This is a genomic window from Rossellomorea arthrocnemi (assembly GCF_904424705.1).
GTDB lineage: Bacteria > Bacillota > Bacilli > Bacillales > Bacillaceae_B > Rossellomorea > Rossellomorea arthrocnemi.
In genome coordinates, this window is record NZ_CAJGBF010000002.1 from 426,862 (window position 1) to 441,624 (window position 14,763).

Here is a 14,763-nt window from a genome sequence, read left to right on the forward strand (position 1 = left end):
TTACCTCCTAAATATAGAACATGTACGCATCTGATTCCCCGTCATCAGAATGACTGGCCAAATCTTCTATCGTTGTATTATCGAGTACTTCTTTTACCGCATCCCGAATCCGGATCCATAATTCACGTTTTGCCGGTTCTTCATCCTCGATCCCTTCAACAGGGCTGATCGGCCCTTCAAGGATTCTGATAATATCCCCTGCTGTAATTTCAGATGGCTCATGTCCTAATACATAACCACCGTAAGCCCCCCGTATACTTCTTACAAGACCGCCATTACGAAGCGGAGCAACAAGTTGTTCAAGATAATGTTCGGACAGCTCATGCTGCTGTGCGATGGTTTTCAGTGAAGTCGGCCCCTCACCATGACGTTTTGCCAATTCAATCATAATCGTCAAACCGTATCGGCCTTTAGTTGATATTTTCATGTCCAGCACCTCTACTATATTTAATAACCTCACATTTATTAGACGGATATAAGTATTCTTCTGTATTAACTTTTGTTATTATAGCATATCCGCCCTCACACTGTGAAAGGGTGGGCTTTATTCTCCCATTCAGCCGCAATATTTCCTTAATAGTAGCGCCTGTGATAAAGTGAATGTAACTAGAACGTCAGTTTGGAGAGATGTTTCATGTCGATAAAACCACTTGCCTTCAAGATGAGACCAAGGACCATTGAAGAAATTATCGGTCAGCAGCATTTAGTCGGAGAAGGAAAAATCATAGACCGGATGGTGAAGGCGAAACAGCTTTCATCCATGATCCTGTACGGACCACCCGGCATTGGAAAAACATCTATCGCAAGCGCCATTGCCGGAAGTACAAAGTACCGGTTTAAAACCCTAAACGCCGTGACGAATAATAAAAAAGATATTCAGATCGTGGCAGAAGAAGCGAAGATGTCTGGTAAGGTGATCCTCCTATTGGATGAAGTCCATAGACTGGATAAAGGAAAGCAGGATTTCCTCCTTCCGTACTTAGAGAACGGGATGATCACGTTGATCGGTGCAACAACTAGCAATCCCTATCATGCCATCAACCCGGCCATACGAAGCAGATGTCAAATATTTGAATTAAAGCCTCTTTCAATAGAAGAAATGAAAATTGCCCTTACACGTGCCATTGAAGATGCAGAACGTGGATTAGGAGAATATTCTCTCGATGTAACAGACGAAGCGATTGAACATTTTGCCGGCAGCAGCTTCGGAGATGTGAGAAGCTCTCTGAATGCCTTAGAATTGGCTGTACTGTCCACTTCACCGGGTGAGGACGGTGTGATCCATATAGATGTCACGATCGCAGAAGAGTGCCTTCAAAAGAAAAGCTTCTCCCACGATAAAGACGGAGACGCCCATTATGATGTTGTAAGCGCCTTTCAGAAATCGATTCGCGGGAGTGATGTGAACGCAGCACTCCACTATCTCGGAAGACTCGTTGAAGCAGGAGATCTGCCGAGTATCTCCCGCAGATTATTGGTGATCGCCTATGAAGATGTCGGACTTGCCAATCCCCAGGCGGGACCACGTACACTCGCAGCAGTGGAAACAGCTGAGAAGATCGGATTTCCAGAAGCGAGGATACCGTTAGCCAACGCAATCATCGAACTTTGTCTTTCACCAAAATCAAACTCGGCGATCTCGGCCATTGACTTTGCACTAGCTGACATCCGGAAGGGAAAAAGCGGCGATGTGCCGGATCATCTGAAAGATGCTCACTATCAAGGTGCCAAGGAATTGGGAAGAGGGATCGAATACAAGTACCCGCACAGCTATGAATCAGGATGGGTGCCACAGACCTACCTGCCTGATAAACTGAAGAATGCTCAATACTACACCCCTAAATCGACAGGGAAATTCGAACAGGCCATAGCACAGGTTTATGACAAAATTAATAAGCAGATGAAAAACTAAAGCGGAGGCGGCACAGGTAGCTCCGAAAAGCATCAGTCGCTACATCAGAAAGGCTTTTTTTGCTTTTTGGGTGCCTTGACTTATGGCCTCGAGGGGCTTAGTGTCGGAGCTGGATAGTTCAAAAAAACGGAGTTGCCACGGGTAGCTCCTCTTATAAGTATCAGGACCCATTTAAAAATGACTGTGTTACTGTGACTAATTTCAGGGATTTTGCAATGAAATCTTATGTACTCCGTATCAAATATCCATTCTCCTCCACATTCCCCTTCCCCCGCCGGCAAGCAGATGGATTGTTCCTTAAACAGCCTTTCACTCGTTTTTTGGTCATGTTTTTACTCGTAAACAGCTTTGGATTGACTGTTTGTGAGCATATGCGTGGATTTTAGTACGAAGAAGAGGCTGTATCGATTCATGAATACAACCTCATACTGAAATCAAGCGGGAATTAAATGGAATCATGCAGGTTATTAGATAATCGTGCGAGATATTGAATTTTCATGCGAGATTGTACCTTTTCATGCCTTATTCAAAATAATCATGCCTTATTGTCGAATTTTCTTTACCTCGTTCCAAATCTGCCATTCCCCTGTAAACAAACATTCCTTCCAAGCTAACGGGTTTACACTCCATTCAGCATCTCCTGTTATTCTTTTTTACTGTAATAATGCCACATTCCCACCCCAAAACATACAGTAGTAAAAAGGCCTGGAGGTGTCTGGATTGATCATCATCGAGAATGAATCAACCCCTAAGGATTTACCAAACCTGTCACCTGTTGAGGAAAACATCTTTACTTCCCTTAAGGAAAGCCCTACAGATTATCGCTATCGCAACCTTACAGAGCTCAAATATGAGTTGAAACTAAGGGAAAGAATCATTGCGAATGCAAAAAGTATGAATGAAAGTGATGCCACTTTTTCTGCGTTTGAACACTCAAAGTTCAACCCGATTTATTGGACCAAGACCCCCTACGGCTATCAGCTCAAGGAATCCAAGCTTCCTTCAGACGCCATTGATGATATATTCACCAACAGCTCTGCTTACAGTTTCGAATGTGTCACAAGTATTGTTCTGATTTACTATAAATCCATCCTTGATACGATCAAAACCTCTTATTTCAACGAACGATACACGCCACTCCTTGTGTGGGGTCACAACTATGATGACGATCTCCCGATGGTCACATACGAAGGCCTGGATTACATCCCCGGGGATGTCTATTACTTCTATAATCCAGATTTCGAGGATCCGATCTGGATGGGGGAAAACTCAGTCTTTATAAAAGAAGACCAGTATTTCGGTCATGGCGTGGGCCTCATGACGCACGACGAAATGATTGAAGCTCTGAATACACTTCGGAAAAAGGAGGCAACGAAGTCCGCTTATCTACTAGAACAGGTCACACGCCTTAAAGTTTCTGATTTGTATCGATACACATAAAAAGTGACGGACTATGATGAAGTCCGTCACTTTTTTGTTTGCTTTTTATTGTCCAGCTACGGCGGCTTGGCCCTCGAGGTCATAACGGATAAATCCCATAAGGCAAAGTACGCCTTTTGGGATTTTCCTGTTATGCTTGTCGGGCCAGTGCGAGCCGCCTCCGCTTTTCTATGCCGCTACATCTCTTTTGTTGAATACGAGGAAGGCAAGCACTTGGAAAATGGCGAAATAAATAATGAGCATGGTGATGGAGAAGCCCATGGTCATCCCGTCCACCAGTGGAGGAGAAAAACCTGTGTATTGAGTCAGGTCAGTGTTGGCGAACAGACTATATTTCGCCCAATCGAATTTCAGGGCAAGTAGACTTGTTGCATTCCCACCAACAAATAAAAGGAATAAGGAAATTCCGATCGCCAGTGAGCTGCTTCTGAACACAGCTGAAATCATGAAGGCCATTGTAGCCATCATCACAATATTTACGGTTTGTAATAAGTACGTCTTGATCAGGTATCCAACGATATTCTGCTCGACTACCTTCCCATCAACAAATGCCAGGTGTGTGGACTGATCTGTTCCGCCGAACAATAGAAGTCCAAGAAGAAGGGAAACGACGAATAATAATAGCAGCATGCTCATGCCATATAAAATGACAGTAAAGTATTTAGAAAGCAGGATTTTGGTTCGTGATATAGGACGGATGAGCAATAGCTTAATGGTTCCCCAGCTAAATTCACTTGCGACAATACCCGCTGCTACGATGATGGCAAACAGCCCGACAACCAGAACGATATTGGCGTTCGTTTCGACAAAGGTCCAAGCCGTTTCTTTCACTTTTGGTTCGATATCGTTTTCAATGCGATACTCGTTTATCGCGATTCTTCGTTCCGTGTCATTTTTAATAAACTTATTCAAATCGGGACTTTCAGCTAACATTTGTTTATCTGATTCCACCTGCGCTGAAAGTTCCTGTTTCCAGCTGTCCATTTCTTTCGCTTTCATGTCACTATACTTTGTAAATGCACCTGTCACCCCAATAATGAGAATCAACAGTCCAAGCATGACATACGTTCCGACCCGCTTGAAGATTTTGGTCCATTCATTTCTAATAAGACTAAGCATGCACGACCTCTCCTTTATCATTTGTTATTTCCAGGAATCTGTCTTCCAATGTTTTGGCTATTGGCATGACGCTGTAAATTTGCACACCGGCTTCTACCAGAGCACGGATGACATCCGGTACTTGTTCTTTTGTCAGTGCCACCTGAACTTGTGACCCTTGAGCTTCATACTTGATGCCTGAATCGAATGCGTTCAGAACGGCTTTGATTTTATCTACATCATTGATTTCGAAATGATATACCTGTTCAGCCCCTTCTACAAAGTCCCTTACTTGTTGCACATCGACAAGCTTACCGGACTGGATGATTCCGATTCGGTCACACATCATTTCCATTTCCGATAATAAGTGGCTCGATACGATGACCGCCATTCCCTCTTCCTGGGCAAGCTTTCTGATATAAGCACGGATTTCTCGGATTCCCGCTGGATCCAGACCATTTGTCGGCTCATCAAGAATGAGCAGCTTCGGTTTATGAAGAAGACATTGGGCAAGCCCCAGACGTTGTCTCATCCCAAGAGAGTACGTTTTCACCTTATCATTGATGCGATCTGTTAGACCGACCAGTTCGATGACTTCTTTCATTCGTTCATCAGTTATTCCTTTTTGCATACGGGCGAAGTGCTTTAAGTTCTGATATCCTGACATGAACTTATAGAGCTCAGGATTTTCAACGATTGCTCCAACATCCTTAATCGCGCCTTCAAAGTCTTTCTTGATGCTTTTTCCTGAGATGAGGACGTCTCCTTTTGAAATATTCATCAGTCCTACGATCATACGGATTGTCGTCGTTTTCCCTGCTCCATTTGGTCCAAGGAAACCGAAGACCTCTCCCTCATATACGTCAAACGTTAAATTATCAATGATGGTCTTGCCTTTGATGACCTTGGTAACACTTTGTAGTTGCACAACCGTCTTCATCATTTCAACTTCCCTTCTGATTTTGTTGTCTTCTTTAACCACTGCAGGACGGATAACCCTTCTACTTCTCTCAGCTCCTCCACTTGGCAATGGCTTTTTATCTCTCCATCCCAGATGATATATGCTTCATCCAGGATCGCTTCTATCTCGTCGATCTCATGGGTGGCAATGATTACGGTCTGATGTCCGAAATCAATATAGGAGAGGAGTCCTTTCACAATCGTATCCCTCACCATTGGATCCAGCCCTGAGAATGGTTCATCGAGAAGCAGCACTTCAGTGTTACGGGACAGTGCTAAAACGAGTTTCAGTCTTCCCCGTTTCCCTTTGGATAAGTGTTTGATTTTCTTTCCGTTATCGAGCTCCATGAATTCCACCAGTTCATTCGCTCTCTCAGTATCAAAATCAGGAAATTGAGAGGCGTAAAACCGAATCATCCCCTCAACGGTGAAGGCTTCATAAAACATATCCAGTTCCGTCAAATAGGCGACTTCACTGGCGATTTTCCTCGTAACGACCTTCCCGTTCATGGTAACTGACCCTGTGTTTGGCAGCACAAGCCCTGCAATCATTTTCAAAGTCGTGGATTTCCCGCTGCCGTTCGGACCAAGGAGGCCATATATTTTCCCCTTTTCAAATTGAAAGGAGGTATCGTTTAACGCAATTTCATTCCCGTACTTTTTTGTCACGCCATCAAAGTTTACAACCATCTCTATTCCTCCCCTCTTTGACCAAGGTATTTCTCAATTCCCTGGATCATTTGATCTTTTGTCAGACCCAGATCTTTCATGTTTCGGATAAAGGACTCAATCACTTCCCTCTGTACCTTTTCATTCAGTACCGTCAGAATCTCTTCCCTATCCGTCACAAATGTCCCCTGCCCTCTCCTCGTCTCCACAATGTCCATCCTTTCTAATTCACTGTACGTTCGTTGAATGGTATTCGGATTCACCCCGGATTGAACAGCCATTTCTCTGACAGAAGGCAGTTTCTCACCAGGTAATAACTCTTTTCTTACTATTTCACGGATAATGCGATCAGCAATTTGCAGGTATATGGGCTTGGAGGCTGAATATTCTTCTGTCATAATTACACCTCAACCTTGCGATCTAATAGCCGACAGGAAATAATAAAGACAATGATCATGATCATTCCTTCAAACAGGAATGGCATTAGTGGAAGTGGAAGCATCTCAGGATCAAAACCGGCATTTGCCTCATTCGCTCCAACAGAGAAAAAGAAACCAGTACTTACGTTCACGGTCATGCTCTTGAAGAAAAACTCCTCCATCCATTTAATGCTCATCAGAAAGGCAACTACACTTTGATAGACAATGATGAACCCCGCTATAAATATCCAGCGTATATTCTTAAGTGAGGGATATTTTGAAAGTGAATGGTAGAGTGTCCACAAGAATATCGTCCATCCGGAGAAGTAGAGGCCGACAATCGTTACTCCCAGATTAATAAGAAAGCCTTCTTTGATCGGCCAATACGAGAATAGTGAATCCTCCTGAAAGACGGCCATGGTCAGAATCCCCAATCCATCCACTAAAAGTAATGACAATGTCGAGTAAATAAAGGCTATGATGATTTTCGATAACAGGAGTTTAAACCCGCTATGGGGACTATGGAGCCACAGCTGTGTTTTTCCTTCTACCCGTAGCATGGAACAGACGATTCCAGGAAGAAAGGCAAAGTGGAATACTCCAATCATAATTAAAAATATTTGAGAAACGCTCGGCTCATTGACATAATTGCCAATCACCAATCCTATGATAAAGATCAGAAAAATAATGGCTATCCATCCATAAAACCAAATGCTGGAGGTTTTGAAGTCTTTCCAGAGAAGACCTTTAAATGCATTCATGGTTACACTCCTCCGTACGCGTGTTTTAGTGTTCTAGTTAGATAGTACACCATAACACGTATGATCGTCAATCCTTTTTTTGCCTAATTAATGGAAATTTTCTCAAAAGGGAATCAAAGTGTCATTTAAAAGGGAAACAACAAAAGGACTGAATCCACCTTTGGATTCAGTCCTTTTCGAGGGCCATTATTTATCTTTCACCCTTTTTATTTCGATGTCTTTTAACAATTGATTCATGACATGACTCGCTGCAATCAGCCCTGCCACTGAAGGAACGAATGCATTGGAAGACGGGGGAAGCTGTGCTTTACGGATCTTAGCATCCTCTTTCCCTACTTCTTTCCGAATCTCTTCACGGATGACAATCGGACTTTCATCAGAGAAGACAACCGTCACCCCTTTTTTAATGCCTTCTTTTTTGAGACGGGTTCGGATCACCTTAGCAATTGGATCTGTATGCGTCTTGCTGATATCAGCAATTTTAAAGCGGGTCGGATCAGTTTTATTCGCGGCTCCCATGCTCGCGATCAATGGAATCTCCCTTTTCAGACATTCCTTCATTAAATGAATTTTATAGGAAATCGTATCAGAGGCATCAATGACGTAATCTAATCCCTGATCGAAGAATTCCTCGTACGTTTCTTCCGTGTAAAACATCTTAAGAGCAATGACTTCACAGTCAGGATTAATATCCTTGATGCGATCCCTCATTAGATCAACCTTTGGCTGACCCACTGTAGAGAGCAATGCATGAACTTGACGATTCACGTTGGTGATATCCACATCATCTTTATCCACTAATACTAGACGGCCAACACCTGATCTGGCTAATGCCTCAGCAGCAAAGGATCCAACTCCTCCGATTCCCAATACTGCCACCGTGCTATTTTTAAGGGTTTGAAGACCTTCTTTGCCGATCGCTAGTTCATTTCGTGAAAACTGGTGTAGCAAAATAATCAACTCCATTATAAGTATTCAACTAGGTTTATACTGAATTAGAATAAAGGATAGGGGACCGAAAATCAATATGAAATGTTGTCCTTCTCTTTCGTTTACCCTATTAAGAGAAGATTTAGTCCAAGCAAAAAAGTCAGGCTGCTAATCAGCCTGACTCTCCATTCTATAAAATCTTCATTATCATATTTGTTTGGACGAGTCCCGATCGTGCCGTCGCTATCATTTCCTGCGTTTTGAACCCGCTCTCGGCAGGTGGGTGCTTTATTCCACTATTTGTTAGTCCCCGGCAAGGGGCATGAACGCCTAGGGGAAAATCAAGCTCCCAAAGTTTGAATTGTTCGGTCAAAACTGTTAGGTAAAAACGTCGCACACATCAGGACTCGTTTGTGATTGTTTAAATAATATCATATCACCATGATGATTTCAACGAATGACACCCGGTATTTAACTACATTATTCTACATCGAGCGACAACGATAGCTCTTTTAATTGAGCTTCACTTACCCCACCAGGAGCGTCTGTCAGCACGCAGCTTGCACTAGCCGTTTTTGGGAAGGCAATCGTATCACGAAGGTTCGTACGACCTGCAAGGAGCATCACTAAGCGGTCAAGACCAAGGGCGATTCCGCCATGTGGAGGTGTACCGTATTCAAATGCCTCTAATAGGAATCCGAATTGTTCTTCCGCCTCTTCTTTCGAGAATCCAAGGACCTGAAACATTTTTTCCTGGATGTCGCGTTCGTAAATCCGGAGTGATCCTCCACCAAGTTCATACCCGTTCAAAACAAGGTCATATGCTTCGGCTCGAACAGATGCCGGGTCCGTTTCAAAGAGTTCGAGATCTCCCTTCACTGGCATCGTAAATGGATGATGGGCAGCATAGAAACGGTTCTCCCCTTCGTCAAACTCAAGAAGCGGCCAGTCTGTCACCCATAGGAAGTTAAATTTAGATTCATCAATCAACTTCAAGTCTTTTCCTAATTTCAAACGGAGGGCACCAAGGGCATCTGCCACGACTGATTTCTTATCCGCTACAAATAATAACAAATCTCCTGCTTCTGCATTGGCTGAAGTAGAAATTCCGGAAGCATCTTCTTCAGTCACAAACTTGGAGATCGGTCCTTTTAAGCCCTCCTCCTCTACCTTCAACCAGGCCAGCCCTTTTGCTCCATAACGGGAAACATACTCCGTCAGTCCATCAATGTCTTTACGGGAATACTGGGATGCCCCGCCTTTAACATTGATCAACTTCACTTGTCCTCCGTTTCCGACAGCACCTGCGAATACTTTGAAGCCTGAATCCTTCACGATTTCTGAAACATCGGTAAGCTCCATACCAAAGCGGGTGTCCGGTTTGTCAGAACCAAAACGGCTCATGGCATCATCATATGTCATTCTTGGGATAGGTAATGAAACATTCACTTCTTTCACATCATTCATCAGCTTTTTCATCATATCTTCAACAAGTGCGATGATCTGTTCTTTATCCATGAAGCTCATTTCCATGTCGATCTGTGTAAATTCCGGTTGTCGGTCTGCACGAAGGTCTTCATCACGGAAGCAACGCGCAATTTGATAATAACGGTCGAATCCGGATACCATCAGGAGCTGCTTGAAGATCTGTGGCGACTGGGGAAGTGCATAAAATTCACCTTTATGAACACGGCTCGGTACAAGGTAATCCCGTGCCCCTTCTGGCGTACTCTTCGTTAATATCGGTGTTTCTACATCCAGGAAACCGTTATCGTTCAAGAAATTACGAAATGATGTCGTTACATTATGACGCATTTTGAAGGTTTCCATCATCGCGGGACGACGAAGGTCTACATAACGATATTTCAAGCGGACATCTTCTGACACTTCCATCTGATCGTCAATCATAAATGGGGGTGTTTTGGCTTCATTGATGATTTGAACCTCTTCTGCGTGGATTTCCACTTTTCCCGTCTTAAGATTCGGGTTTACCGTTCCTTCTCCCCTTGCCACGACCGTACCTGTTACGCTAAGGACATATTCATTACGTATTTTCTCTGCAAGGGAAAGAGCTTCTCCTGATAAATCCGGATTAAACACGACCTGGACAATTCCCTCTCTGTCACGAAGGTCGATGAAAATCAAGCCTCCCAGATCCCTTCTCTTTTGCACCCAGCCTTTGATCGTGATTTTCTCTCCGATATACGATTCTGTTATGTCTCCACAATATGCTGTTCTTTTTGTCATCATGTTCTCCTCCTTATCAAATCAACGCGTTCTATTTAACAAGCTTACTTTTTAGATTTTCAACAAAGTGATCCAGAATCACTTCTTCCTGTTCACCTGTAGACATATCTTTCAGATTGATTTTATTTTCTTGTAATTCGTCATCACCGATAACCGCTACATATTTCGCTTCATAACGGTCAGCCGCTTTGAATTGACCTTTCACTTTCCGATTCAGATAATCTTTCTCTGAAGAAATACCTGCCCCTCTTAAATCATGAAGAAGTTTTACAGCATAATCTTTCGCATCTTCCCCTAATGATACGATAAAGCACTCCACTCCCTGTTCGATCGGTAGCTCGACTTTTTCTGCTTCTAATGCAGCAAGCAATCTTTCAATACTAAAGGCAAAGCCGATTCCCGGGGTTTCAGGACCACCGATCATTTCAACCAGGCCGTTGTAACGTCCCCCTCCGCAGAGAGTCGTAATGGCGCCAAAGCCTTCTGCATCGCTCATGATTTCGAAGGCAGTGTGGTTATAATAATCAAGCCCCCGTACCAATGTGGGATCAACCATGAATTCCACATCCATGTCCGAAAGATGAGTTTGTACTTTTTCAAAATACTGCTTCGATTCATGATTTAAGTAGTCAAGAATCGATGGTGCTGTAGTCATCAATTCATGGTCGCGGTCTTTCTTGCAATCAAGAATACGTAATGGATTCTTTTCTAAACGATTTTGACAATCACCACAGAATTCCTCAATTCTCGGCTTGAAGTGATTGATCAATGCCTCTCTGTGTGCATTTCTGCTTCCGGCATCACCAAGACTATTAATGACAAGCTTTAATTGAGTCAGTCCTAATTTCTTGTAAATTCCCATTGCGAGGGAAATCACTTCTGCATCGATTGCAGGATCTTCACTCCCCAAAGCCTCGACTCCAAATTGGACAAATTGACGGTACCTGCCGGCTTGTGGCCGCTCATAACGGAACATCGGACCTGAGTAGAACAACTTCGTCGGCTGATTCGGGTGACCGAACATTTTATTCCCGACAAAGGAACGGACGACAGAAGCGGTTCCTTCCGGGCGAAGAGCAAGGCTTCTGCCTCCACGGTCTTCAAACATATACATTTCTTTTTGTACGATATCCGTCGTATCTCCTACTCCACGCGTGAACAATTCACTCGCTTCAAAAACAGGAGTGCGGATTTCTTTATACTGATAATTGTGACAAAGGGTCTTTGCCGCTTCCTCTACATACTGCCACTTTTCCACATCACCAGGCAGGATGTCCTGCGTACCTCTTGGAATCTGAATGGACAAGTTGATTTCCTCCTTTAATCGTGCACGTTGATCTTTTATGTAAATAAAAAAAGCCCTCAATCCCTTGTATATCATACAAGGGACGAGAGCTGTTATTCCCGTGGTGCCACCCTAATTGAAGTCTTTTAAAGACCTCCACTTAGCCAGTTAACGCCTGGTACGTTCATCTCCTACTAACGAAATGTTTTCAGAGAGAAACCTCCTGAGTGTTCATTCACTAAGTCACATTGTAGAAATGCTCTCAGCCAAGGCATTTCCTCTCTTTACATGGGGGGTTTAGCTACTATGCTCGATCAACGGTTTTTGTAAATGTTATTTTATTTCTATAATGATACGGATGCCGCAAGTCCATGTCAAGAGATTAAATAAATTTTCGTCAGGATCTTTCCAGTTTCTTTTTTAACAACTTCACTTCACGTAGCGACAATCCGAATTCGGAAGCGAGTTCCACATTCAATGCATCTTTTTCACGTTCTAAAAAATGATGAAAGTCAACTCCAAACAACTGGTTATCACCATTTGCGTTCATAAACCCTTTTTCACTCGACCTCAAATCCAATCATCCTTTCAAAAACATTCATATCTTTATCATTTCCAATTACCTATTTTTATTTCGTTTTAGAGGAATTTTATTTTTTATCTCGTATTAAAAACCATAGGGATTTTTTTAACACTAAATGACTTCCAAGAAATTTATCGTTCATGGTGTTCAACACTTGAGGAAGAAGATCCGATATTACTATGGGTGTTTGTAATATTAAACTGGAGGTGACGAAGATTAAGAAAGTTATAGCATCAATTTTGATTGTACTCATGATGTTCCCGTTTCAGCCCGGCATGAATAATGTCCATGCGGAATCCGGAAAGGTCACGATCAGTGTTTCGACCCTGAACGTCCGGACAGGACCGGGATTGAGCTTCCCGGTTCTCTCGAAGGTACATAAAGGCGAAGAGTACAAGATAGTAGACACACAAAAGGATTGGTATAAAGTTGAGACGAATAGCGGCGAAGGCTGGGTGGCGGATTGGCTCGTCTCAGTGGAATCTTCCGTATCAGGAGACTCTCCAGCCCGAGAAGGTAAGGTGAACACAAATGGACTGCGGGTCAGAAAAGGTCCCAGCACATCCGACGGGGTTTTGACCGTTTTACAAAATGGGGATTCTGTAACCGTGACTGATGAAGACGGGGATTGGCTTTTGGTTGAATCAGAAAGCACCCGGGGATGGGTCCACCGTGAATACATATCGGGAACAGAGACCACTCCGGCAAAAAAAAGTGAGAGCAAACAAGGAATCATCACGGATAATACCTTGAATGTCCGGACGTCCCCCTCTCTACAAAGTACTGTTCTTGGCGTATTGAATAAGGGTGATGTTGTAGAGGTCACTGGGAGTGTTTCTGGATGGTACGAGATTCGATTCGGTGGTGTTCAAGCATGGGTCAGTGAATCGTACTTAGAATTCTCTACGGATGGGGATGAGTCCAGTACGGAGGAAGAGGAGGAAACATCTTCTCCTGAGGAAATGGTTGGAATTATTACGGTTCACGGCCTGAATGTCCGAGATGAAACCTCTCTGAACGGCCGCATCGTCGGTAAAGTATCGAAGGGCGAAAAATACACCCTGTTGAATGAGAAAAACAACTGGTACCAAATCAAGCTCTCCAGTGGGAGTAAAGGTTGGATCGCCGGGTGGTATGTCCAAAAAACGGTGACTGCCGCTGCCCATGAGAGTAATAGTTCAAATGAAAACATTACGGTTTTATACAATGGAACAAACATCCGAAGCGAAGCAAATACTCAGGCAAGCGTCATCAAACGGGCCGCAAGTGGAGAGTCCTTCCCCGTCAAAAATAAGGAAGGGGACTGGTATGAAATAGAGTTAGCTGACGGCAGTGCAGGATATGTTGCAGGCTGGGTCGTTTCAATCCGCTCTGCTGAAGGTGAAAATACCACACCACGCAAAAGAAGCGGAGGTCTACAAGATAAAGTGATCGTCATCGATCCCGGACATGGAGGGAGAGACAGTGGTACCACAGGGGCGAGTGGCACACTGGAAAAGCTGCTTACCATGAAAACAGGGGAACTCCTCGCTGAGAAGTTAAAAAGTGCAGGGGCGAAGGTCATTTTAACCAGAAAAACCGATGAGTATTTAGCGTTACCATCAAGGGTATCATTATCACATTATTATCAGGCTGATGCCTTCATCAGTATTCATTTTGACAGCATTTTGGATTCTTCCATCACCGGGCATACGACCTACTACTATCAAAACCAGCAGAAGGCACTGGCAGAAGATATACATAGAAGCCTTTCGGATCGATTGCCTACCGTCGATCGCGGAGTCCGAATCGGTGATTACCACGTCATTAGGGAAAACAATCGGCCCGCTGTCCTTTTGGAATTAGGGTTCCTCAGTAACCCAACAGAAGAAGCCAACGTAAATACTCAGTATTTTCAAGATCTGGCTGCGACAGCGATCTACCATGGGTTAGGTGATTATTTTTCAGAGTGATGAACGATGCATGCAAACAAAAAGGCTGATCCCGGACTAAGGGGATCAGCCTTTTATTAGGTTTTACTCTCGATCACGATTGTAACAGGACCATCATTCGTCAAATTCACATCCATCATGGCACCGAATACGCCTGTTTCCACCTTGATCCCTTTATCTTTGAGTACAGCATTAAAGTAGTCATAGATGGATAATGCATGTTCGGGCTTGGCTGCATTCATGAAATTCGGCCTTCTTCCTTTACGCACGTCGCCATACAGGGTGAATTGGGAAATGGAGAGAATCTCTCCCCCTACATCCAGCAAGGAATGATTCATTTTCCCCTCTTCATCTTCAAAAATACGCAAATGGACAATCTTGTCAGCCACATAACGTGCTTCTTCTTTTGTATCTTCATGGGTGATCCCCACAAGCAGTACAGCACCTGAGCGGATTTCTCCCTTAACTTCTCCATCAACAGTGACGGAGGCTTCTTTACTTCTTTGCAGTACAACTTTCATAAAGAAA

The 14,763-nt window shown here is 43.6% G+C and carries 14 protein-coding genes, 1 other RNA gene and 1 other annotated feature; of the genes, 3 read left to right on the top strand and 12 right to left on the bottom strand.

All coding sequences use genetic code 11. The features are described from left to right. Positions 1-7: 7 nt before the first annotated feature. Complete coding sequence (gene cymR, locus BAA9072_RS05145) at positions 8-427, bottom strand: cysteine metabolism transcriptional regulator CymR (protein ID WP_044339554.1); 420 nt, start codon at positions 425-427, stop codon at positions 8-10. 207 nt (positions 428-634) lie between these two features. Here cymR and BAA9072_RS05150 point away from each other — a divergent pair, with 207 nt between their 5' ends. Together BAA9072_RS05150 and BAA9072_RS05155 are read left to right on the top strand one after the other, a co-directional pair. Continuing rightward, on the top strand, positions 635-1,912 hold the full coding sequence (locus BAA9072_RS05150) for a replication-associated recombination protein A (RefSeq protein WP_230980756.1): 1,278 nt from the start codon (positions 635-637) through the stop codon (positions 1,910-1,912). A gap of 720 nt (positions 1,913-2,632) precedes the next feature. After that, positions 2,633-3,352, top strand: a complete 720-nt coding sequence (locus BAA9072_RS05155) for a protein-glutamine gamma-glutamyltransferase (protein WP_201713591.1) — start codon at positions 2,633-2,635, stop codon at positions 3,350-3,352. A gap of 168 nt (positions 3,353-3,520) precedes the next feature. Here the strand turns inward: BAA9072_RS05155 and BAA9072_RS05160 are convergent, their stop codons facing one another. The 10 genes from BAA9072_RS05160 to BAA9072_RS05205 form a co-directional block, all read right to left on the bottom strand. Then, on the bottom strand, positions 3,521-4,471 hold the full coding sequence (locus BAA9072_RS05160) for an ABC transporter permease (RefSeq protein WP_201713592.1): 951 nt from the start codon (positions 4,469-4,471) through the stop codon (positions 3,521-3,523). After that, positions 4,464-5,390, bottom strand: a complete 927-nt coding sequence (locus tag BAA9072_RS05165; RefSeq protein WP_201713716.1) for an ABC transporter ATP-binding protein — start codon at positions 5,388-5,390, stop codon at positions 4,464-4,466. The genes BAA9072_RS05160 and BAA9072_RS05165 overlap by 8 nt, the downstream gene beginning before the upstream one ends. Beyond that, a complete protein-coding gene (locus BAA9072_RS05170; RefSeq protein WP_201713593.1) occupies positions 5,390-6,100 on the bottom strand; it encodes an ABC transporter ATP-binding protein in 711 nt (236 codons plus the stop codon). The genes BAA9072_RS05165 and BAA9072_RS05170 overlap by 1 nt, the downstream gene beginning before the upstream one ends. Positions 6,101-6,102: 2 nt before the next feature. Continuing rightward, entirely contained in the window at positions 6,103-6,477 is a 375-nt protein-coding gene (locus BAA9072_RS05175) for a GntR family transcriptional regulator (RefSeq protein ID WP_201713594.1), read from the bottom strand. Between the two features lie 2 nt (positions 6,478-6,479). After that, a complete protein-coding gene (locus tag BAA9072_RS05180; RefSeq protein ID WP_201713595.1) occupies positions 6,480-7,259 on the bottom strand; it encodes a hypothetical protein in 780 nt (259 codons plus the stop codon). 186 nt (positions 7,260-7,445) lie between these two features. Beyond that, a complete protein-coding gene (locus BAA9072_RS05185) occupies positions 7,446-8,210 on the bottom strand; it encodes a tRNA threonylcarbamoyladenosine dehydratase (protein WP_201713596.1) in 765 nt (254 codons plus the stop codon). A 200-nt stretch (positions 8,211-8,410) separates the two neighbouring features. Beyond that, a non-coding RNA gene (gene ssrS, locus BAA9072_RS05190) (6S RNA) lies at positions 8,411-8,599 on the bottom strand. Positions 8,600-8,669: 70 nt separating this feature from the next. Then, positions 8,670-10,436, bottom strand: a complete 1,767-nt coding sequence (gene aspS, locus BAA9072_RS05195) for an aspartate--tRNA ligase (RefSeq protein ID WP_201713717.1) — start codon at positions 10,434-10,436, stop codon at positions 8,670-8,672. 31 nt (positions 10,437-10,467) lie between these two features. Continuing rightward, complete coding sequence (gene hisS, locus BAA9072_RS05200; RefSeq protein WP_201713597.1) at positions 10,468-11,742, bottom strand: histidine--tRNA ligase; 1,275 nt, start codon at positions 11,740-11,742, stop codon at positions 10,468-10,470. Positions 11,743-11,817: 75 nt separating this feature from the next. Continuing rightward, positions 11,818-12,048: a binding site (T-box leader), on the bottom strand. A 70-nt stretch (positions 12,049-12,118) separates the two neighbouring features. Beyond that, entirely contained in the window at positions 12,119-12,295 is a 177-nt protein-coding gene (locus tag BAA9072_RS05205; protein WP_201713598.1) for an RNA polymerase subunit sigma-70, read from the bottom strand. A 188-nt stretch (positions 12,296-12,483) separates the two neighbouring features. On the opposite strand from BAA9072_RS05205, the gene BAA9072_RS05210 reads away from it, so the two are divergent. Next, a complete protein-coding gene (locus tag BAA9072_RS05210; protein ID WP_201713599.1) occupies positions 12,484-14,256 on the top strand; it encodes an SH3 domain-containing protein in 1,773 nt (590 codons plus the stop codon). Between the two features lie 56 nt (positions 14,257-14,312). Here BAA9072_RS05210 and dtd read toward each other — a convergent pair whose 3' ends face one another. Then, positions 14,313-14,756 carry a D-aminoacyl-tRNA deacylase gene (dtd, locus tag BAA9072_RS05215; RefSeq protein ID WP_201713600.1) on the bottom strand — a complete coding sequence of 148 codons (444 nt, stop codon included), beginning with the start codon at positions 14,754-14,756 and terminating at the stop codon, positions 14,313-14,315. Positions 14,757-14,763 lie beyond the last annotated feature (7 nt).